The organism is Microbacterium sp. STRO-1N (assembly GCF_057748015.1).
In genome coordinates this window covers 3,458,752-3,479,353 of record NZ_CM173234.1, presented here as the reverse complement: position 1 = coordinate 3,479,353, position 20,602 = coordinate 3,458,752, and the positions used below count along the sequence as shown (strand labels likewise).

Below are 20,602 nucleotides of genomic sequence, written 5' to 3'. Positions count from 1 at the left end.
GCGGGCTTCGACCCGCAGTAACCCGGACACGCAGCCGAAGCGTGTCGCAGAGATGGCGGGTACTGTCCGGAAATACCCGCACGAAGTCAGACATGCACTGGCGTCCTCGCGAGAAGGGAGCTTCTGATGCTGTACTCCACCACCACTCCGGCCGAGAAGCGTCGGCTGTTCCGCGAGCGCCTGGCGTCGGGTGAGCTGCTGCGCTTCCCCGGCGCGTTCAATCCGCTGAGCGCCCGCCTGATCGAGCAGAAGGGGTTCGACGGGGTCTACATCTCCGGTGCGGTGCTCTCCGCCGATCTCGGGCTCCCCGACATCGGCCTGACGACGCTCACCGAGGTCGCCGGCCGTGCGCAGCAGATCGCGCGGATGACCGAGCTCCCGGCGATCGTCGACGCCGACACCGGATTCGGCGAGCCGATGAACGTGGCGCGTACGATTCAGACGCTCGAGGACGCCGGACTCGCCGGCACCCACATCGAGGATCAGGTGAACCCCAAGCGCTGCGGCCACCTCGACGGCAAGGCCGTCGTCGACGAGAACACCGCGATCAAGCGCATCCGGGCCGCGGCCGATGCTCGGCGGGATCCGAACTTTCTCATCATGGCGCGCACCGACATCCGCGCGGTCGAAGGCCTTGATGCGGCGATCGATCGCGCCAAGGCCCTGGTGGATGCCGGAGCCGACGCGATCTTCCCCGAGGCGATGCGCGACCTCGCCGAGTTCGAGGCGATGGCCGAGGCGCTGGAGGTGCCGATTCTCGCCAACATGACCGAGTTCGGCAAGTCCGAACTGTTCTCGACGGCGCAGCTGCGCGATGCCGGGGTGAGCATCGTCATCTGGCCGGTGTCGCTGCTGCGCATCTCGATGGGCGCGGCCGGCCGCGCACTCGATACGCTGAACGAGGAAGGGCACCTCACCTCGAAACTGGGGGAGATGCAGCACCGCGCCGACCTCTACGAGCTGATCGACTACGAGTCGTACAACCACTTCGACTCCGGTGTCTACAACTTCACGATCGACCACCCGTGACCGTGCGAAGGAGCAGGAAATGAGCGACCCCGAGATCCGCAAAGGCCTGGCCGGGGTCGTCGTCGACACGACGGCGATCAGCAAGGTCAACCCCGAGACGAACAGCCTGCTCTACCGCGGATACCCCGTGCAGGAGCTGGCCGCCACCCAGCCCTTCGAAGCCGTCGCCTACCTGCTCTGGAACGGTGAGCTTCCGGATGCCGAGCAGCTCGCCGAGCTCCGTGCCACCGAGCGCGCGCACCGCGCCCTGACTGACCAGGTCAAGGCGACGATCGATCTGGTGCCCGTCGAGGCGCACCCCATGGACGAGGTCCGCACCGCCGTGAGCGTCATCGGCGCGACGGATGCCGCAGGGTCCGCGTTGGATGCGCAGGCGAGCCCTGAGGAGAACCTCGCACGCAGCATCCGACTGTTCGCGGCGCTGCCGGCGATCGTCGCCTACGGGCAGCGCCGCCGTCGGGGGGAGGAGCCGATCGAGCCCCGGGACGACCTCGACTACTCGGCGAACTTCCTCTGGATGACGTTCGGCGAGGTGCCGGACCCGGTGGTCGTCGACGCGTTCAACCGCTCGATGATCCTCTACGCGGAGCACTCGTTCAATGCCTCGACGTTCACGGCTCGCGTCATCACCTCGACGCTGAGCGATCTGTATTCGGCTGTCGTCGGGGCGATCGGGGCGCTCAAGGGGCCGCTGCACGGCGGCGCCAACGAGGCCGTGCTGCACATCTTCGACGAGATCGGGGATGCGGCGAACGTGAAGCCGTGGCTGGACCGGGCGCTCGCCGAGAAGCGCAAGATCATGGGCTTCGGCCACCGCGTGTACAAGAACGGCGACTCGCGCGTGCCGACCATGAAGTCGGCCCTGGACACTCTCGTCGAGCACTACGGCCGCGCCGACGTCGCCGAGTTGTACGACGCGCTGGAGCAGGAGTTCGTCGCCCGCAAGGGCATCTACCCGAACCTGGACTACCCCTCCGGGCCGGCGTACAACCTCATCGGATTCGACACTCTGACCTTCACGCCGTTGTTCGTCGCTGCCCGCGTCACGGGGTGGACGGCGCACGTGATCGAACAGGCGGCCGCCAACGCGCTGATCCGTCCGCTGTCGCTCTACGATGGGCCTGATGAGCGCCACGTCCGGCTCTGACGCACCAGGGAATCTCTACAACGTTGTAGACTGACGCTGGAGAGGGGTGGGATCATGGCCGCGACGTTGCACGATGTCGCGAGACTCGCAGGAGTCTCGATCAAGACCGTGTCGAATGTCATCAACGACTATCCGCACATTCGTCCGACGACCAGGGAGAAGGTCGAGGCCGCGATCGCCGAACTCGGCTACACCCCGAATCTGACGGCGCGCAATCTCCGCTCGGGGCGCACGGGGGCGATCGCACTCGCGCTGCCCGATCTGAGCCTCGCCTACTTCGCCGAGCTGGCGGCGCAGGTCATCCACGAGGCCGAAGCCGCCGGGGTGGTCGTGCTGGTCGAGCAGACCGGCGCCGATCGCGCCCGTGAGATGGACCTGCTGCGCAGTCCGCGGCTCAAGCTCACCGACGGCCTGATCTTCAGCCCGCTCGGGATGGGGCAGGAGGATGCCGCGGCGCTGGACGTCTCCTACCCGCTGGTGCTGCTCGGTGAGCGCATCTTCGACGGCCCGACCGATCATGTCACGATGCGCAACGTTGAAGCGGCCAAGATCGCGACCGAATATCTCCTGAAGACCGGCCGCCGACGCATCGCCGTCGTCGGTGCGCACGAGGGCGAGGTCATCGGCTCGGCCGCGCTGCGTCTGCAGGGCTATCGAGAAGCGCTGGCGGATGCCGGCATCCCCTACGACGACTCGATGGTCGGCTACACGACGCTCTGGCACCGCGCGAACGGCGCCGACTCGATGCGCGAGCTCCTGGGGCGCGGCGTCGAGTTCGATGCGGTGTTCGGCCTCAACGACACCCTGGCGCTCGGCGCGATGCGTGTCCTGCAGGAGTCCGGCCGTCGCGTCCCGGACGACGTCGCCGTGGTGGGCTTCGACGGGCTGGACGAGGCCGAGTACTCGATTCCGTCGCTGACGACCGTCGACCCTGGGCGCGAATGGATCGCCAAGACGGCGGTGAAGACCCTGCTGGAGCGCATCGGCGCCGGCGACGAGAAGCCCGCTCCTCGCACGCTTCTCGCGGACTACCGCATCCTCGAACGCGAGTCCGCGCCCGCCCATCGCTGAACTCAGCTCTCGGTGCGGATCGCGGTCGACTCTCGGGGGACGAGCGTGAAATCGACGAGCAGGCGCTGCGGCGAGGGCTGCGCGTCGTGAGCGAACTGCTCGGCGAGCAGTCGTACGGCGGTCTCCGCGATCTGACGGCTGCCGAGATCGATGGTCGTCAGTGACGGCAACGAGTACTTCGATTCGGCGATGTTGTCGATCCCGATCACTGCGACGTCGGCGGGAACGCGGCGGCCGGCATCCCCGAGCGCTCGCATGGCGCCCAGCGCGAGACTGTCGTTGAAGGCGAACACGGCGTCGAAGCTCACTCCGCGCCCCAGGAGCTCGAGCATCGCCGTCGCGCCGTTGACCTGATTCCACGGATCAGCCTCGACGATCAGGGCGTCGTCCCAGGCGATTCCCGCGCGGTGAAGCACCGATCGGTAGCCGTCGAGGCGCTGCGCGGCTCCGCCGTGCGTGTCCTCGGAACGCGCCCCGATCGCCGCGATGCGACGCCGACCGGTGAGCAGCAGCTGTTCGGTCGCCAATGCCGCAGCGGCGCGCTGATCCGTGCTGATGTGGATGGTGGCGCCGCCGACCGGATGGTCGCCGAGCACGATCGTCGGCACGGTCAGATCGACGGATCGCAGTTCTTCGGCATGGTGATCCATCGGATTGAAGATCAGGCCGTCGATGTGCTGAAGGCGCGGGCTGTCCAGGAGTGCGCGTTCGCGCTCCAGGCTTCCGGTGCGCTCGATCTGAACCACGAGACCGTACTGCTCGGCCGCAGTGATCGCCGCCTCGGCGAGTTCGGCGAAGTAGGCCACGGTCAGGCTCGGGATGGCGAGACCGATGACGCCGCTGCGACCGGATCGCAGATTGCGAGCGGCCAGGTTGAGTTTGTACCCGAGCTGCGCGATGGCGCCCTCTACTCGCGTCTTCGTGGCCGCGCTGACGTTCGGGTGACTGTTGATCACGTTCGAGACGGTCTTCGAGGACACCCCGGCCAGTCGCGCCACGTCCTGCATCGTGGGCTGGCTCGTCGCGTGCTCCCTCATCATCGCCTCATGTTACATCGATGAACAAGATTCTCTTGACAGTGGTCGAGCCAACCTGCATTCTTGGTTTACATCGATGAACTTCATCGATGTAAACGCGCATCTGGGGACGCGGAACTCGCCAGGAATCATCGCTATCAAGGAGGACAGCATGTCAACTTTCCAGAGGAGGGCGCGTGGCGCCGCCGGTTTCGTGGCCGCCGCGGCCCTCGTGCTCACTGGATGCTCAGCATCGGGTCCGAGCGAATCCGACGGGTCGCCGACGGTGGTCAACGTCTGGCACGGCTTCACCGAGGCGGATGGGAAAGTGGTGCAGGCGATCGCCGATGACTTCAACGGTTCGCAGTCGGACTACGAGGTCAAGATCGAGGTGAACCCTTGGAACGTCATCTCGGACAAGCTGCTCCCAGCGCTGAAGTCCGGCAACGGTCCCGATCTCGTGGTGCAGACCGTCGACGCTGCACAGGGGTACGTCAAGCAGAAGGCGTTCGCGCCGCTCCAGGACTTCTACGACGACCCGGACAACGAGACCGCCACGTACCACCCGCACGTCGTGGAATACACAGAATTCGACGGCGAGCAGTTCGGGGTCCCGATGGGTTACGCACCGTTCTCGATCTGGTACAACACGCAGATGTTCGCGGATGCGGGCATCACCGAGTTCCCGGAGACCTGGGATGAACTGATCGCCCTCGCCGAGCAGTTGACGACGCCGGAGATCTACGGGCTCTCGCTCGCGGACAAGCAGAGCACGTTCCTTCCGACGATCCTGCAGAGCGGCGGAGGCGAGGTCGTCGAGGACGGCGAGATCGTCCTCAATACGCCGCAGAACATCGAAACGCTCGAATGGTGGCGAGACCAGTACGCCAAGGGGTGGAGCCCGACGAACATCGGCCTCGCCGATGCCGTCGCGCTGTTCACCGGAGGCAAGGCCGCGATGACGTGGATCGGTCCCTGGGTCGTCACGGGCGCTGAGGCGGCAGGTATCGAGGTAGGCGAGTTCCCCGCTCCGGCGGGCTCCGAGAAGGTGGCGACTCCCGCTGCCGCCAACTACTGGTGGCTGACCAGCCAGGGCGCAGACGATGACACCGTCAAGTCGGGCGCCGAGGCGTTCCTCGCCTACTTCAACTCGCACGATGCGCAGGTGCGCTGGGCCCTGGAAGCGAACTACCCGCCCAATCGCACGGATGTGAGCGTCGACGAACTGGCGGAGAACCCCCTGATCGCCGCGCTCACCCCCGAGGCGAAGGACGCATACATCGCGCTCGCGACCATCCCCGGCGGCGCAACCGACGTGAACACCGAGCTGGACACGCTGTCGGTGCACATCGCATCCGGTTCCGGTGGCGATGTCGCGTCGTTGGTGAAGGACGCCGACCAGAAGCTCAAGGACATCGTCGCTCCGTTCCAGTGATCGTCTGACCTGGCGTGGGCCGGCGAGTGCCGGCCCACGCCGACAGGAGTGCACCTCTCATGAGCACCTTCACCTCCACCCGGCGGTATCGACCGCCCACGCCCCTCGGCGGGCGTCGCCCCGAACTGCGCCGAGCTGACGCACGACGTGCGGTCAAGGCATACGCCTTCCTCGCACCCGGGCTGCTCGTCCTCATCGGCTTCGTCCTGCTGCCCGCTGTGCAGGCATTGATCACGTCGTTCACCGATGCATCCGGTTTCGGCGACCCGGCCTGGATCGGTCTCGACAACTACATCGAGGCGCTGGGCTCCGGCCCGGTGCTGCGAGCTCTGCTCAACACGTTCCTCTACGCCGTCATGTACGCACCGGGGGTGATCCTCGCGGGTCTGGGCGCTGCCCTGCTGCTCAACCGTGATGACATTCCGTTCCGCGGATTCTTCCGCACTGCGATCTTCCTGCCGTTCGTCATCTCGATGGCGGTGGCATCGATCGCGTGGAGCTTCCTGCTGGATCCGAATCTCGGGCTGGTCACCTACTGGGTGAGCCTGGTGGGCATCGACCTCGGTGACGTGTTCGGCAACGCGGCCACTGCGCTCCCTGCTGTCACGGCGATCGCGGTATGGAAGAACTTCGGCTACTTCATGGTCATCTTCCTCGCCGGCCTGCAGAGCGTGCCCCGGCACCTCTACGAAGCGGCCCGTCTCGACGGCGCAGGGCGCTGGCGGACCTTCCGAGCGGTGACGCTCCCCGGCCTGCGCAGCACCATGACCTTCGTCATCATTCTCGCGATCATCGGAGCTTTTCAGGCGTTCGATCAGATCTACATCATGACCCAGGGTGGCCCCGATCACGCCACCGAGACGCTCGTCTATCGCATCTACACCGACGGTTTCCGCGACTTCAAACTCGGATTCGCCTCGGCGCTGTCGTACCTGCTGCTGATCATCACGCTCGTTCTCGGTCTGATTCAGCTTCGGATCAATGCGCGCCACGAGGAGGAACTCGAATGACCGCCACCGCAGCCGTCGTGACCTCTGACCGCCGCCGCGTCCGACGCTCCAGCACGCGAACGCCATCGGCCGAACGCGTTCTCGTGATCCTCGGTCTCCTGGCGCTGCTGATCATCACGGCGTTCCCCGTCGTGGTGATCGCGATCGCCGCGTTCTCGCCGCAGAGCGAGGTGAACCAATGGCCTCCGCGACTGATCCCGTCCCACGTGACCCTCGACAATTTCACAGGGCTCATCGAGCGACTGCCGGTGTTCCAGCAGTCGTGGAACTCGTTCGTCTTCGCCGGCGCTGTGACGCTGTGCTCGCTGGCGCTGAACACGCTCGCCGCGTACGCACTCGCACGGATGGACTTCCGCGGGCGCGGTGTTCTGCTGGCTGTGCTGATCGCCACGATGATGGTGCCGTTCCAGGCGCTGCTGCTGCCGATCTATCAGATCGCCTCCTCGCTGGGCTGGGTGAACACGTTCGTCGGGCTGGTGGTTCCGCGCGCGGCGGATGTGGCCGGGATCTTCCTGCTGCGCCAGTTCATGATCACGCTGCCGCGGGATCTCGACTCCGCGGCGCGGATCGACGGTGCAGGGGAGTTCCGCATCTTCTGGTCGGTCATCCTGCCGAACACGAAACCTGCTCTGCTGACGATGGCCCTGTTCACGTTCGTCGGCAATTGGAACGACCTGCTCTGGCCGCTCATCATGACGAGCGATTCGGAGGTGCGCCCGCTGACCGCAGGACTAGCGCTCGTGACCGGCTCTGCCACGGCGACTGCGCCGTACGGCGTGATGATGGCCGGCGCACTGATCGCTGTACTTCCCCTGGTGATCCTGTACCTCCTGGTGCAGCGTCGCTTCGTCGAGGGGGTCGCCATGACTGGATTGAAGGGATGACATGATGAGCTGGCTCACTGACGGGAGGCTCCATTTCGGCCTCGGAATCGAAGACACGTTCATTCCGCAGTCCGGACCGGGGGAGCGCGCACTGGACGAGTACGAGTTGACGGAGCACTACGAGCAGTGGCACGGCGACCTCCGCCTCGCCGCCGATGTCGGCGCGGAGTTCGTGCGATGGGGCATCCCCTGGCATCGCGTCAACCCGGGCCGCGGCGTATGGGACTGGGGATGGGTCGATGCCGTGATGGCACGATTCGCCGAGCTCGGAGTGCGCCCGATCGTCGATCTGCTGCACTACGGGACGCCGCTGTGGATCGAGCGGGAGTTCGCGCATCCGGACTTTCCGTCGTACTTCGAGGAGTTCGCAGCGCGCGCAGCCGAGAGATACGCCGACATCGCCACGGACTACACGCCGGTGAACGAGCCCATGCTCCACGCTCGATTCTCCGGCGAGATCGGCTACTGGCCGCCGAAGCTCACCGGCGAGAGCGGCTACAACACGATCGCCGTCGCGCTCGCCGAAGGCTTCGTCCGGTCGCAGCGCGCGATCGCCGACATCCTGGGCGATCGAGCGACGTTCGTCCACGTCGACGCGACCGCGCGCTTCGCCGGGGACGTCGATGGCGGTCATCGTGAGCTCGTGGAGCTTCAGCGTGCGCAATCGTTCCTCGTGGAGGACCTGATCACGGGCCGCGTCGCCCATGATCATCCGCTCGCCAGGAGTCTGGCGCGCACCGGCATCTCCGACGAGCGTCTGACCTGGTTCCGCGAGCACGCGGTGCAGCCGGACATCATGGGGGTCAATTACTACCCGCGGCACTCCACCCAGTTGATGGAGGAGGGCATCACGCACGCGGGCGGCTTCGTGGATCCGTGGCCCGTGCACGACGACGGTGTCGCCGGGCTCGCCGAGCTGCTGCGCACCTACGCCGATCGCTACGGTGCGCCGGTCATGCTCACCGAGACGTGCGTGACGGATACGCCGGAGGTGCGTGTCGCCTGGCTCGATGAGTCCGTGGCCTGCGTCCGGAATCTGCGTGCAGAGGGAGTCGATATCGTGGGATACACGTGGTGGCCGCTGTTCGACATGTACGAATGGACGTATCGGCACGCGTCGACTCCGCGAGAGGACTCGTTGCTCACGATGGGGCTGTACGACCTCGTCGAGTCGTCGGAAGGGCTCGCCCGACGACGCAATCCGGTCGCGGACCGGTTCGCGCTCCAGGCGGGAGACGTCGAGGCGAACGCCGCCCGCTGAGGAGGTGCTCGGGGCGTCGATAACGATTCGGGCGCGCGATTGACAATCGTTCACGGTCGGTTCAGAATGTCTTCTACAACGTTTACTACAACGTTGTAGATCGATTGGGAATCGCACCGCGCTCACCAGCGGGAGCGCGCGAGGCGACATCGAAGTCAGCCCCGAGAGGACACAGCACAATGAAGTCACGAATTCTGGCCGGAGTCGGCATCGCCGCCCTCGCGGCCGCCGCACTGACCGGCTGCGCCGGTGGCAGCGGTGACAGCGGCGCCAGCAACGAGATCACCTTCATGTTCCGCGGCAACGACGCGGAGAAGGAGGCCTACACGGCTGCCATCAAGCAGTTCGAGAAGGACCACGATGCCAAGGTCAAGATCATCATGACCACGGCGGACGACTACTCCACCAAGCTCAAGGCCGCGATCACGGGCAAGCAGATCCCCGACGTCTTCTACATCGACCCCGGCAGCGTCCAGGCCTACGTCAAGTCCGGCATCGTGAAGGACATCACCGAGGCCGTCGAGGCCGATGTCGACCTCGACAACCTCTGGCAGTACGGCGTCGACAGCTACCGCTTCGACGGCGAGCTCATGGGCCAGGGCGCGATCTACGCGATGCCCAAGGACATCGGCCCGTTCTCGTTCGGCTACAACAAGACCATGTTCGAGGCTGCCGGCGTCCCGCTGCCCGATAAGGACAAGCCCTACACGCTGGATGAGTTCGTCGATGTCGCCAAGAAGCTGACGCTCGACACCAACGGCGACGGCACGCTCGACCAGTGGGGCACCGGACTGAACGTCCAGTGGAACCTGCAGCCCTTCGTGTGGTCGAACGGCGGCGACTGGCTGAACGAGGACCGCACCGAGGTCACCGTCGCAGAGCCTGAGTTCGTCGAGGCGCTGCAGTGGTTCGCCGACCTCTCCCTCGTCGACGGCGTCACCCCGTCGACCTCCGACGCTCAGACGCTGGACACCTACCAGCGCTGGATGCAGGGACAGATCGGCTTCTTCCCGGTCGGACCGTGGGACGTGCCCACCTACGAGACGCTCGACTTCGAGTGGGACCTGATCCCCTACCCGGTCGGCTCGACCGGTGAGCCGGCCAGCTGGATCGGCACGCTCGGCATCGCCGTGTCCGAGACGACGAAGAACGCCGACCTCGCCACCGAGCTCGCGATCTACCTCTCCACGGACCCGACCGCGCAGCAGTCGCTGGTCGACGCCGGTGTGCAGATCCCGAACCTCATCGACATGGCGGACGAGTGGGTCGCATCCAGCACCCTGCCCCCGGCCAACAAGCAGGAGTTCCTCGACGTCGCGCAGGACTACGGTCGCGCGCTGCCGGCGAACACGACGTACAGCGCCGAGTGGTACGACGAGCTGTTCAAGAACATCCAGCCCGTTCTCGACGGCGACCAGACCGCGCAGGAGTACCTCGAGGAGGTCCAACCGCGCATGCAGGAGCTGCTCGACAAGGCGAACGCGGACGCCGGAATCGGCTGAGCGGGTCGCGCCTGATCCCAGGCGGCCTTCGAACATCCCGGGGCCGGCATCGGCCGGCCCCGGGAACCAACCCGCCCGCTTCTGAACCATCGAGGTGACCATGTCTACGACGACTGTTCGTCGATCCCGGCTGCACCGCCGTGAGCACCTGGCGGCCGTCGCATTCATCGCGGCCCCCGTGCTCGGCTTCCTGATCTTCATCGCCTATCCGCTGATCTTCGCGGTCTACGCTTCGTTCACGAAGTGGAACGGCCTGAGCGAACCGGTCTTCAACGGTCTCGACAACTACGTCGAGATGTTCAACGACCGATACTTCTGGCAGGCGATGGGCAACACCATCTTCATGATGATCGGCATCCCGATCGGGCTGCTCCTGTCGCTGCTGCTGGCGCTGGCGCTGAACCGCAAGATGCGCGGCACCACGTTCTTCCGCACCGTCTACTACGTGCCGGTCATCTCGTCGCTCGCGGCCGTGGCGATCCTGTGGCAGTGGGCGTACAACGGCGACTTCGGCCTCGTCAACCAGGTCCTCGCGATCTTCGGAATCGACGGACCCAACTGGTTGCAGGATGCCGCGACCGCCAAACCCGCCATCATCATCATGTCCGTGTGGAAGGGCCTCGGCTTCTCGATGCTCCTCTACCTCGCGGCTCTCCAGTCCGTCCCGCGCCACCTCTACGAGGCCGCCGCGATCGACGGCGCAGGCACGTTCGCGCAGTTCCGGCACATCACGGTCCCGATGCTGAAGCCGGTGACGTTCTTCCTCGTCGTCACGAGCATCATCGGCGGCGCGCAGATCTTCATCGAGATCAACATCATGACCCCCACCGGTGGACCCGAATTCTCCACGGCATCCATCGTCTGGTACATCTGGCAGAAGGCGTTCAACTACCTCCAGATGGGCTACGCGACATCCATGTCCGTCGTGCTCGGCATCCTGGTCTTCATCGTCACGGCGATCCAGTTCCAGATGAACCGTCGCTCCCAGTTCTCGATCGAGTGAGGCAGCCATGACTCAGACAGCTCCAGCTCCTGGAACCATGACCACCGTCCTGCCCGAGGCCGTACGCCGCCGGCGTCTGCCCCGCAACCCGATCGGCAAGGGCACCGGAAACTCCGCGCAGGCGGTCGGAAGCCGCACGCGCTCCTACCGCATGATGAACGTGATCGTCACGATCGTCCTCTCCATCGGCGGCATCCTGATGGTCGCGCCGCTGCTGTGGACCTTCAGCACGTCGCTGAAGACCCGCGAGGCCGTGTTCGCCCTTCCGCCGCAGTGGATCCCCGACCCGGTGCAGTGGGAGAACTACGTCCGCGTGTGGACCGCTGGTCCGCTCGCGAGCGGCATCATGAACAGCGTCATCGTGTCGGTCAGCGTCACGGTGGTCGGTGCGGTGACGTCCTCGCTCGCGGCCTTCGCGTTCGCGAAGATGCGTCTGCCGTTCAAGAACATCGTGTTCCTCGCGATGCTCTCCGCGATCATGATCCCGTTCCCGACGATCATGATCCCCCAGTTCAAGATGTTCGGCGATGCCGGTCTCGTCGACACGCTGTGGCCGCTGATCCTCCCCGGCATCTTCGGCAACATCGTGATGATCTTCTTCCTGAAGCAGTACCTCAACTCGATCCCCGACTCGATCATCGAGGCGGCCAAGCTCGACGGCGCCGGGTATCTGCGGATCTTCTTCACGCTGATCTTCCCCGTGATCCGTCCGGCGATCGCCGCGCAGTTCATCCTGTGGTTCATGGCGGTCTGGAACGACTACCTCGCTCCGATCATCTACCTGAACTCGCCAGAGAAGCAGACCCTGCAGCTGGTGATCGCGACCTTCAACGCCACCTACGCGAGCCAGACCGACTACCCGTTGATCATGGCGGCGTCGTTCATCGCGCTCATCCCGGTGCTCGTCGTGTTCCTGATCTTCCAGCGTCAGATCATCGAGTCGGTCGCGCTGAGCGGATCGAAGGGCTGACATGAGCACGCTCACCAGCGACCCGACCACGTGGGGCGCGCGCAACGCGCACGACCCCACGGTGGTCCGCGGCGACGACGGCCTCTGGTACATGTTCTCCACGGACGCCGCAGCCGATGTCAGCGGCATCCCGGTGGGCGCCCACATGCGCACCTCGCCCGACCTGGTGACGTGGTCCTTCCACGGCACCGCACTCGGCGAGGTGCCGGCACCGGCCAGGGAGTGGAGCGGTGCTGAAGGTCTGTGGGCGCCCGAGGTGGTCCGCTGGCCGTCGACCGACGGGACGACGCGGTGGCACATGTACTACTCGGCATCCACCTTCGGGTCCCGCACCTCGGCGATCGGCCTGGCGACGGCGGAGTCCCTCGCGGGCCCCTGGACGGACCAGGGCATCGTCGTGGCGACCCAGCACGACCGCGACGGCCACAACGCGATCGACGCGGCCGTGACATTCGACCGCGACGGCCGGGCCTGGATGATCTACGGATCGTTCTTCGGCGGCATCCACATCGTCGAGCTGTCGCTCGAGACCGGCATGCGCGTGCGCGACGAGATGGGTGCGCTCATCGCCCGCCGCCCGTCGAACGTGGACACCGCGATCGAGGGCGCGTACGTCGTGTACCGCCCCGAGGAGGACCGCTTCGTCCTGTTCGTGTCGTACGACTCGCTCGTGAACACGTACAGCGTTCGCGTCGGCGTGGCGGACGAGATCACCGGTCCGTATCGGGATGCCGCGGGCAACGACCTCACCGACCCGACCGCCGAGCAGGCGGCCGTCGTCGGCACGAAGGTGCTCGGAGGCCACCGCTTCCCCGGCGGCACAGGCTTCATCGCGCCGGGCCACAACTCGATCTTCCATGACGGCGACGCGACCTTCATGGTCCATCACGTGCGCCTCGCGGACGCCCCCACTCGGCACGAGGCCCAGATCCGGCGGGTGCACTGGACGCGCAGCGGTTGGCCGCTGGTCTCCCCGTTCCCGTACGCGGGTTCGGATGCCGAGACGCTGGATGCCGCGGCATCCGTGTCCGGCCTGTGCAACGCCGTGCGCTTCGCGCCGGAGGAGGCCGGACTCATCGACGCCGAGACCGTGCAGCTGTCGGCGGATCTGACGAGCGCCGGCGAGGCGGTCGCCGGTGAGCTCGAGCTCACCTCGGCATCCGGAACCACGACTCTGGACGGCGTCGTGTTCGGCGCCTGGGATCCGGTGGCGCAGCGCCCGGTGCTGGCGTTCGCCGGCATCGACGAGTCCGGCGTCGTCTGGACCGGATCCCCGCAGGTGGTGTCATGACCGCGCGTGCCGCACGGACCACCGTGATCGAGAACGGTGCCGACGACGTGGCCCTCGGCTGGACCGGCAGGGTCATGCAGTGGCTCCGGGTCATCACGACGCTGGTTCTGGTGAACGTCCTGTTCCTGCTCGGCGCCCTCGCCGGACTCGTGATCTTCGGCACCATGCCGGCCGCGGTCGCGGCGGCGTCGGTGCTCCGGCGCAACGACCTGCTTCTCGGCACCGCCGAGGATGGTGTTCTCCGCTCGTTCTGGGCGGCCTACCGCGCCGAGTTCTGGCGCGCGAACAGAGCGGGCATTCCGTTCTGGATCGTCGGCGTCCTGCTCGCAGCCGACTTCATGGTGCTGCCGCAGCTCACCGGCCCGATCTCGGCGGCTCTGCTCGTCTTCACCGGCGCGCTGCTGCTCGCGGCCGTCGTGACGTTCGCCACGACGATCGCACTGCTGTCGCGCTACGACGACGGTGCCGCCGCTGTGCTGCGCTACGCCCTGGTGCTGCCGCCGACATCGCTCGCGATGAGCGCCGGCGTGCTCATCGCCGTCGTCGCGTGGGCGGTGACTGTCTCGGTCCTGCCCGTGCTCCTGCCCCTGGTGGGCGCAGCCATCCCGATCGCGATCGTCGTGCGTCTCATCGACGTCCGACTGGATCGCATCGAGGATGCGGACTGAGCAGCCCCAGGTCCCCCTGACCCCATCACCCGCACGCCGTGCTGCCCGCAGCGCGGCCTGTCCCAGAGAAGGAAGAAACGTGACTCAGGCACGCATCTCCGTCGACCGCGCCGCGGTCGTCGCACCGCTCAACCGGCGGATCTTCGGCTCGTTCGTCGAGCACCTCGGCCGCTGCGTCTACGACGGCATCTACGAGCCGGGCCACCCGACCGCCAACGAGGACGGCTTCCGCCTCGACGTCGTCGATCTCGTGCGCGAACTCGGCTCCTCGACCATCCGCTACCCCGGCGGCAACTTCGTCTCCGGCTTCCGCTGGGAGGACTCGGTCGGACCGCGCGATCAGCGTCCGGTGCGCCGCGACCTCGCGTGGCACTCGATCGAGACCAACCAGGTCGGCGTCGACGAGTTCTCGCGCTGGCTGAAGCTCACCGGCTCCGAGCTGATGATGGCCGTCAACCTCGGCACCCGCGGCATCGAAGCAGCCCTCGACCTGCTCGAGTACTGCAACCACCCGTCGGGCACGGCGCTCAGCGACCAGCGCATCGCCAACGGCACCGTCGAGCCGCACGACATCAAGATGTGGTGCCTCGGCAACGAGATGGACGGCCCGTGGCAGACCGGCTACATGACGGCCGAGGACTACGGCAAGATCGCGGCCCGCACCGCCCAGGCGATGAAGACCGCCGACCGTTCGCTCGAGCTCGTCGTGTGCGGCTCGTCGAGCTCGTCGATGCCGACCTTCGGCGACTGGGAGCGCACCGTGCTCGAGCACGCGTACGACCATGTCGACTACATCTCCTGCCACGCCTACTACCAGGAGCGCGGCGGCGACCTCGGCTCGTACCTCGCCTCCTCGCTGGACATGCAGTACTTCATCGAGACCGTCGTCGCGACGGCCGATCACGTGGGCAACAAGCTGAAGTCGAAGAAGAAGATCAAGCTCTCCTTCGACGAGTGGAACATCTGGTACCTCGACGAGCACCAGGCATCCGACGAGGTCAACGACGAGTGGCGCATCGCCCCGCGCCAGCTTGAGGACGTCTACTCCGTGGCGGATGCCGTGGTCCTCGGAAACCTGATGATCACGCTCCTGAAGAACCACGACCGGGTCGCCTCGGCATCCCTGGCCCAGCTCGTCAACGTGATCGCTCCGATCATGACCGAGCCGGGTGGTGCGGCCTGGCGCCAGACGACGTTCTTCCCGTTCTCGGTGACGTCGCGTCTGGCGAAGGGCGAGATCCTCAAGCCCCGCATCGACGCAGGCACCTACGAGACGAAGGTCTACGGCGAGGCTCCGCTGGTCGACTCGGTCGTCACGACCGACGGCACGGACTCGGCCGTGTTCCTCGTGAACCGCAGCCAGACCGAGGCGATCACCGTGACGGTCGACGTCGCCGAGCTGGGAGCCTCGACCATCGCCGAGGCCGTCACCGTCTGGGACGACGACGTGTACGCGAAGAACACGCTCGCCGATCAGAACCGGGTCGGGCTCAAGCAGCTCGAAGGCGCGGAGCTCGCGGACGGCGTGCTGACGGTCACGCTGCCTCCCGTCTCCTGGTCGGCGATCGCCCTCTCGTGAGCTCTCCCGCGCTGCGCCTGACCGGCGCTGCGGCCGTGGTCATCACCGCGGCCGCAGCGCTGGTCGGGTGCGCGCCGGACGCGGCCGTCGCTCCCGAGCTGTCGGGTGATCTGTTCGTCCACGATCCGGCGTACGTCGCCACCGACGACGGGTACTTCGTGTATTCGACCGGCAACGGGCAGATCGCGGACGGCAACATCCAGGTCCGTACCTCCGACGACGGTGCGGATTGGGAGTACGCCGGCGAGGTCTGGGACACCAAGCCGGCCTGGTTGTCCCAGGCTGTCCCCGGCGTCGACAATCTCTGGGCGCCCGAGCTCTACGAGCACGACGGGACCTGGTATCTGTACTACTCGGCGTCGACCTTCGGCAGCAGCACGTCGCTGATCGCGCTCGCGACGAACACCACGCTCGACCCAGAGGACCCCGACTACGAGTGGGTGGACCAGGGCGAGGTGATCGCCTCGGCGGGCACGGACTACAACGCGATCGACGCCGGCATCGTCGAGGACGACGACGGCGAGCCGTGGATGGCTTTCGGGTCGTTCTCGAGCGGGTTGAAGATCGTTCCGCTGGAATGGCCGAGCGGCCTGCGCGCCGACGACTCGGAGCCCGTGACGATCGCCGACCGCGGCCTCGCCGAGAACGCGATCGAGGCGCCGTACATCGTGCCGCACGACGGTGCGTTCTACCTGTTCGCCTCGCGCGGTTTCTGCTGCCAGGGCGTGGACAGCACCTACGAGACCATCGTCGGCCGCTCGGATGCCGTGACGGGTCCGTATCTGGATGCCGATGGGGGAGAGCTCCTCGATGACGGCGGCACGCTCGTGCTGACATCCGAGGGCGATCGCATCGGCCCCGGCGGTCAGTCGGTGTGGAACGACACCCTCGCATTCCACTTCTACGACGGCGCTTCCGGCGGCATCCCGACTCTCGGTCTGCTCCCGATCACCTGGCGCGACGGCTGGCCCGAGGTGCCGTCGGAGAAATAGTCCTTGGCCGGGCGCCGCCTCTCTGCTAGCTTTGCCGGTAGTTAAATCAGGGGTTAGGTTTATCCCTGTTCATCCGTGGCGTCAGTGTTGACGCCACGACCGCAGAGAGGCGGAGGATGGCACTGACGCAGGCACCACGACGGCGCAGATCCGTGTGGGCGCAGATCAAGACCAGCAGGATGCTGATCTTCATGTGCGTCCCGGCGATCGCGTTCTTCCTGGTCTTCAACTACGCACCGCTCCCGGGGATCTGGATCGCCTTCACGGACTTCAACTACCGCGACGGCATCTTCGGCAGCCCGTTCGTCGGGCTGAAGAACTTCGAGTTCCTGATCAAGTCCGGGATGCTGTGGGAACTCACCCGCAACACGATCCTGTACAACATCGCGTTCATCGTGTTCGGGAACATCCTGCAGATCGCGATCGCGATCATGTTCAACGAGGTCCGGCTGAAGTTCTTCAAGAAGATCACGCAGGGCATCATGTTCCTGCCGTACTTCATCTCGGTCGTGCTGATCGGCGTGATCGCCTTCAACATCCTGAATTACGACACCGGTGCCCTGAACACGCTGATCGAGCAGACCGGCGGCGACCCGATCAAGATCTACAGCATGGCCGGCATCTGGCCGCTCATCATCATCGTGGTCCACCTGTGGCAGAGCACCGGATACGGATCGATCGTGTACTTCGCGGCGATCATGGGCATCGACAAGGGCCTGTTCGAAGCGGCGGAGATCGACGGGGCATCCGCGTGGCAGCGCATCCGCTACGTCATCCTGCCGAGCCTGAAGCCGACGTTCATCATCCTGTTCCTGTTCTCGCTCGGCGGGATCATGAGCGGCAACTTCGGCCTGTTCTGGAACCTCGTCGGCAACAACGCCGCTCTCTTCGAGACCACCGACATCATCGAGACCTCGGTGTACCGGATGGTCATGTCGCAGAACAACTTCACGACCTCCACCGCCGTGGGGCTGTACCAATCCCTCTTCGGCTTCGCCATCGTCATGACGGCGAACTGGATCGTGCGAAGGATGAACAAGGACTATGCCCTCTTCTGATGTCACCATGACGGCACCGGCCGCCGACTTCTCCGACACCGGCGCGACCAGGACACTGCTGCTTCCCAAGAAGGGCAAGAGCCTTTTCGATCGGTCGCCCAAGCCGCGCGCGATCAAGCTGTCGGCGAGCGATCGCTGGCTGCGCGGGATCTCCTACGTGTGGATCACCCTGTTCGCGCTGTTCTGCCTGCTGCCGTTCGTGCTGATCGTGTCGGCATCGTTCTCCAGCGAGTCGGCCATCCGTGCGGACGGGTTCGGGTTGTGGCCGAAGGAGTTCACCTTCGCGGCCTACGAGCTGATCTTCCAGTCGCCTCGGCAGATCCTCGGCGCCTACGCCGTCACGGTGTCGATGACCGTGTTCGGCACCGCGATCGGCCTGTTCGTCATCGCGATGACGGGGTATGCGCTGTACCGCCAGGACTTCCCGTTCCGCAATCACATCTCGTTCTTCATCTACTTCACGACGCTGTTCTCCGCGGGTCTCGCGCCGACGTTCCTCTGGGTCGGACGGGACCTCGGACTCCGTGGCACCTATCTCGCCGTCTTCCTGCAGTTGCTGATGACGCCGTGGCTCATCATCCTCATGAAGAACTTCATGAAGACCGTGCCGTACGAGATCGTCGAGTCAGGCAAGATCGACGGCGCCGGAGACTTCCGGATCTTCGCGAAGCTCACACTGCCGATGATGAAGCCGGCGCTCGCGACCATCGGGCTGTTCCTCGCGCTGGCCTACTGGAACGAGTGGTACCTGTCGTCGCTGTACCTCGGCAGCACCGTCGAGTTCAAACCGCTGCAGTACTACCTGTACAACGTCATCAACACGGCCAGCGCGCTGCGCAACTCGGTGGCCGGCGCGAACGTGAGCATCGCGGATCTGCCCAGCAACACCCTGAAGATGGCGAGCGCTGTCGTGGCCACCGGTCCGATCCTCCTGTTCTATCCGTTCGTCCAGAAGTACTTCGTCACAGGCATCACGGTCGGCGCGGTCAAGGGCTGACCCGCCCGCGCTGACGTTCCCCGGCCCACCAGGCCATCCCTGCACCACCTCACACCGAGCCGAAGGAGTCTCACATGAATAGAAGAAGGATCCTCACGTCCGCAGCGGCCGTCGCCGTGGTCGGCCTGAGTACCGCGATGCTGGCGAGCTGCACACCAGCCGGCGGCGACGAAGGCGGCGAGACCGCCGAGATCACGATGCTGGTCCTGGGCAACAAGCCCACCAACGGGCGCCTCGAAGCCATGCTCGAGGAGCTCAACCCGAAGCTGGAGGAGAAGGTCGGCGCGACCCTCGATTTCTTCTACGTCGAGTGGGCCGACTGGCAGACCCAGTACAACGTGCAGCTACTGTCCGGCGACGACAACATCGACCTGATCACCACCGCCACCGACTGGCTGTATGCGTGGGAGAACGCCGAGAAGGGCGCCTTCCTGCCGCTCACCGAGGACATGCTCAAGGAGAACGCCCCGAAGACATGGGAGCAGGTGGATGCCGAGGGCAACTGGGATCTCACGAAGCTGAACGACGAGATCATGTTCATCCCGGAGGACAACTACACCCAGTACACCAATCACGGCTTCTTCTACCGCGGCGACTGGGCCACGGAGGCCGGATTCGAGGACGGCGAGATCACGAAGTTCGAGGACTTCACGACGTACTTCCAGTGGGTGAAGGACAACAAGCCGGACGCGTACCCGTGGGACGTCGTCGGCGCGAACGAGGCGGCGCTGACCGGATACTGGCAGGGCCACACCGACCTCGTGACCCTTCAGGGCGTGAGTTCGGGCATCTACATGCCGTTCCAGCTTTCGGCATCCGACCCCACCACCGTCACCTCGGTCTACATGGAGGGCGACGAGCTGCTCGAAGCGGCCGAACTGGCGCGCGAGTGGAACGAGATCGGGGTCTGGCGCGAGGACGCGCTGAACTACGACGGCGACACCCGTGAGGAGTTCTATGCAGGGCTCAGCGGTGCCGACCAGCACCACACCCAGACGTACATCGGGGCGATCGTCGACAACATGACGAAGAAGCAGCCCGGCTCCGACCCCAAGATGTTCTACTGGGGCCAGGAGAACGACAACGTCTACAAGGACATCCTCACGCACGGTGCGATGGCGGTCAGCGCGAACTCCAGCAACCCCGAGAAGGCGCTGCAGGTGTACGACGCGCTGCGCAACGACGAGGAGCTCTACAAGCTGCTCAACTTCGGCATCGAGGGCACTGATTACGTCATGACCGACGACGGCATGCTCGGCTTCCCCGAGGGATACGACCCGTCGACGGACTCGCTCGGATCGAACTTCTGGGCCGGTCGCATGGACGAGTTCGAGCCGCAGCGGGTCACCGAGGCGCCGAACAAGGACGAGATCTACGCCTCCCTCGACGAGGTCGCGAAGGAGTACCCGTACTCCACGCTGATCATCGACAAGAGCATGATCGATCCGACGCTCGCCGCCATGGGCGCGGTGCTGTCGGAGTACATCCCGCAGCTGCAGTACGGCAAGTTCGACGACCCTGCCGCCGCCATCGAGGAGATGCGGCAGAAGCTGACCGACGCCGGCTACGAGGAAGCTCGCGACTCGCTCCAGGCGGACATCGACGCCTGGGCCGAGGAGCAGGACTTCGGCTGACCCGCGCAGCCGGGTGGGCCGATCGGCCCACCCGGCTCCGCCCACTTCTTCGACG

18 protein-coding genes are annotated in these 20,602 nt (G+C 65.7%); 17 read left to right on the top strand and 1 reads right to left on the bottom strand.

The features are described from left to right. Positions 1-126: 126 nt before the first annotated feature. The 3 genes from prpB to AC3ANJ_RS16795 are packed head-to-tail and all read left to right on the top strand — an operon-like array spanning position 127 to position 3,247. A complete protein-coding gene (gene prpB, locus AC3ANJ_RS16805) occupies positions 127-1,029 on the top strand; it encodes a methylisocitrate lyase (RefSeq protein WP_488317289.1) in 903 nt (300 codons plus the stop codon). Positions 1,030-1,048: 19 nt separating this feature from the next. Then, complete coding sequence (locus AC3ANJ_RS16800) at positions 1,049-2,176, top strand: bifunctional 2-methylcitrate synthase/citrate synthase (RefSeq protein WP_488317288.1); 1,128 nt, start codon at positions 1,049-1,051, stop codon at positions 2,174-2,176. Between the two features lie 54 nt (positions 2,177-2,230). Continuing rightward, positions 2,231-3,247 (top strand): LacI family DNA-binding transcriptional regulator, encoded by a 1,017-nt coding sequence (locus AC3ANJ_RS16795; protein ID WP_488317287.1) that lies wholly within the window; start codon positions 2,231-2,233, stop codon positions 3,245-3,247. A 2-nt stretch (positions 3,248-3,249) separates the two neighbouring features. Here AC3ANJ_RS16795 and AC3ANJ_RS16790 read toward each other — a convergent pair whose 3' ends face one another. Continuing rightward, a complete protein-coding gene (locus AC3ANJ_RS16790; RefSeq protein ID WP_488317286.1) occupies positions 3,250-4,287 on the bottom strand; it encodes a LacI family DNA-binding transcriptional regulator in 1,038 nt (345 codons plus the stop codon). A gap of 148 nt (positions 4,288-4,435) precedes the next feature. On the opposite strand from AC3ANJ_RS16790, the gene AC3ANJ_RS16785 reads away from it, so the two are divergent. The 14 genes from AC3ANJ_RS16785 (at position 4,436) to AC3ANJ_RS16720 (ending at position 20,547) form a co-directional block, all read left to right on the top strand. Beyond that, positions 4,436-5,698, top strand: a complete 1,263-nt coding sequence (locus AC3ANJ_RS16785) for an ABC transporter substrate-binding protein (RefSeq protein ID WP_488317285.1) — start codon at positions 4,436-4,438, stop codon at positions 5,696-5,698. A 59-nt stretch (positions 5,699-5,757) separates the two neighbouring features. Continuing rightward, positions 5,758-6,708: a carbohydrate ABC transporter permease gene (locus tag AC3ANJ_RS16780; protein WP_488317284.1), complete on the top strand. Its 951-nt coding sequence runs from the start codon at positions 5,758-5,760 to the stop codon at positions 6,706-6,708. Continuing rightward, positions 6,705-7,592, top strand: coding sequence for a carbohydrate ABC transporter permease (locus tag AC3ANJ_RS16775; protein WP_488317283.1), 888 nt, complete (start codon positions 6,705-6,707; stop codon positions 7,590-7,592). Before AC3ANJ_RS16780 ends, AC3ANJ_RS16775 begins: the two co-directional genes overlap by 4 nt. Positions 7,593-7,596: 4 nt before the next feature. Next, positions 7,597-8,853 (top strand): family 1 glycosylhydrolase, encoded by a 1,257-nt coding sequence (locus tag AC3ANJ_RS16770; protein ID WP_488317282.1) that lies wholly within the window; start codon positions 7,597-7,599, stop codon positions 8,851-8,853. 179 nt (positions 8,854-9,032) lie between these two features. After that, positions 9,033-10,355 carry an ABC transporter substrate-binding protein gene (locus AC3ANJ_RS16765; RefSeq protein WP_406248679.1) on the top strand — a complete coding sequence of 441 codons (1,323 nt, stop codon included), beginning with the start codon at positions 9,033-9,035 and terminating at the stop codon, positions 10,353-10,355. Positions 10,356-10,455: 100 nt separating this feature from the next. Further along, entirely contained in the window at positions 10,456-11,358 is a 903-nt protein-coding gene (locus tag AC3ANJ_RS16760; RefSeq protein ID WP_406248681.1) for a carbohydrate ABC transporter permease, read from the top strand. 37 nt (positions 11,359-11,395) lie between these two features. Continuing rightward, a complete protein-coding gene (locus AC3ANJ_RS16755) occupies positions 11,396-12,328 on the top strand; it encodes a carbohydrate ABC transporter permease (protein WP_406248682.1) in 933 nt (310 codons plus the stop codon). Position 12,329: 1 nt separating this feature from the next. Continuing rightward, entirely contained in the window at positions 12,330-13,619 is a 1,290-nt protein-coding gene (locus AC3ANJ_RS16750) for an arabinan endo-1,5-alpha-L-arabinosidase (protein ID WP_488317281.1), read from the top strand. Continuing rightward, on the top strand, positions 13,616-14,287 hold the full coding sequence (locus tag AC3ANJ_RS16745) for a YesL family protein (protein WP_488317280.1): 672 nt from the start codon (positions 13,616-13,618) through the stop codon (positions 14,285-14,287). Before AC3ANJ_RS16750 ends, AC3ANJ_RS16745 begins: the two co-directional genes overlap by 4 nt. Before the next feature lie 79 nt (positions 14,288-14,366). Further along, positions 14,367-15,866: an arabinosylfuranosidase ArfA gene (arfA, locus tag AC3ANJ_RS16740; RefSeq protein WP_488317279.1), complete on the top strand. Its 1,500-nt coding sequence runs from the start codon at positions 14,367-14,369 to the stop codon at positions 15,864-15,866. Next, positions 15,863-16,858 (top strand): arabinan endo-1,5-alpha-L-arabinosidase, encoded by a 996-nt coding sequence (locus AC3ANJ_RS16735; RefSeq protein WP_488317278.1) that lies wholly within the window; start codon positions 15,863-15,865, stop codon positions 16,856-16,858. Before arfA ends, AC3ANJ_RS16735 begins: the two co-directional genes overlap by 4 nt. 116 nt (positions 16,859-16,974) lie before the next feature. Beyond that, positions 16,975-17,916, top strand: coding sequence for an ABC transporter permease (locus tag AC3ANJ_RS16730; RefSeq protein ID WP_406248692.1), 942 nt, complete (start codon positions 16,975-16,977; stop codon positions 17,914-17,916). Beyond that, entirely contained in the window at positions 17,903-18,913 is a 1,011-nt protein-coding gene (locus tag AC3ANJ_RS16725) for a carbohydrate ABC transporter permease (protein ID WP_406248694.1), read from the top strand. Before AC3ANJ_RS16730 ends, AC3ANJ_RS16725 begins: the two co-directional genes overlap by 14 nt. Before the next feature lie 74 nt (positions 18,914-18,987). Further along, the gene (locus tag AC3ANJ_RS16720; protein ID WP_488317277.1) at positions 18,988-20,547 is read left to right on the top strand and encodes an extracellular solute-binding protein; all 1,560 of its coding nucleotides are present in this window, start codon (positions 18,988-18,990) and stop codon (positions 20,545-20,547) included. The last annotated feature ends 55 nt before the right edge of the window (positions 20,548-20,602 follow it).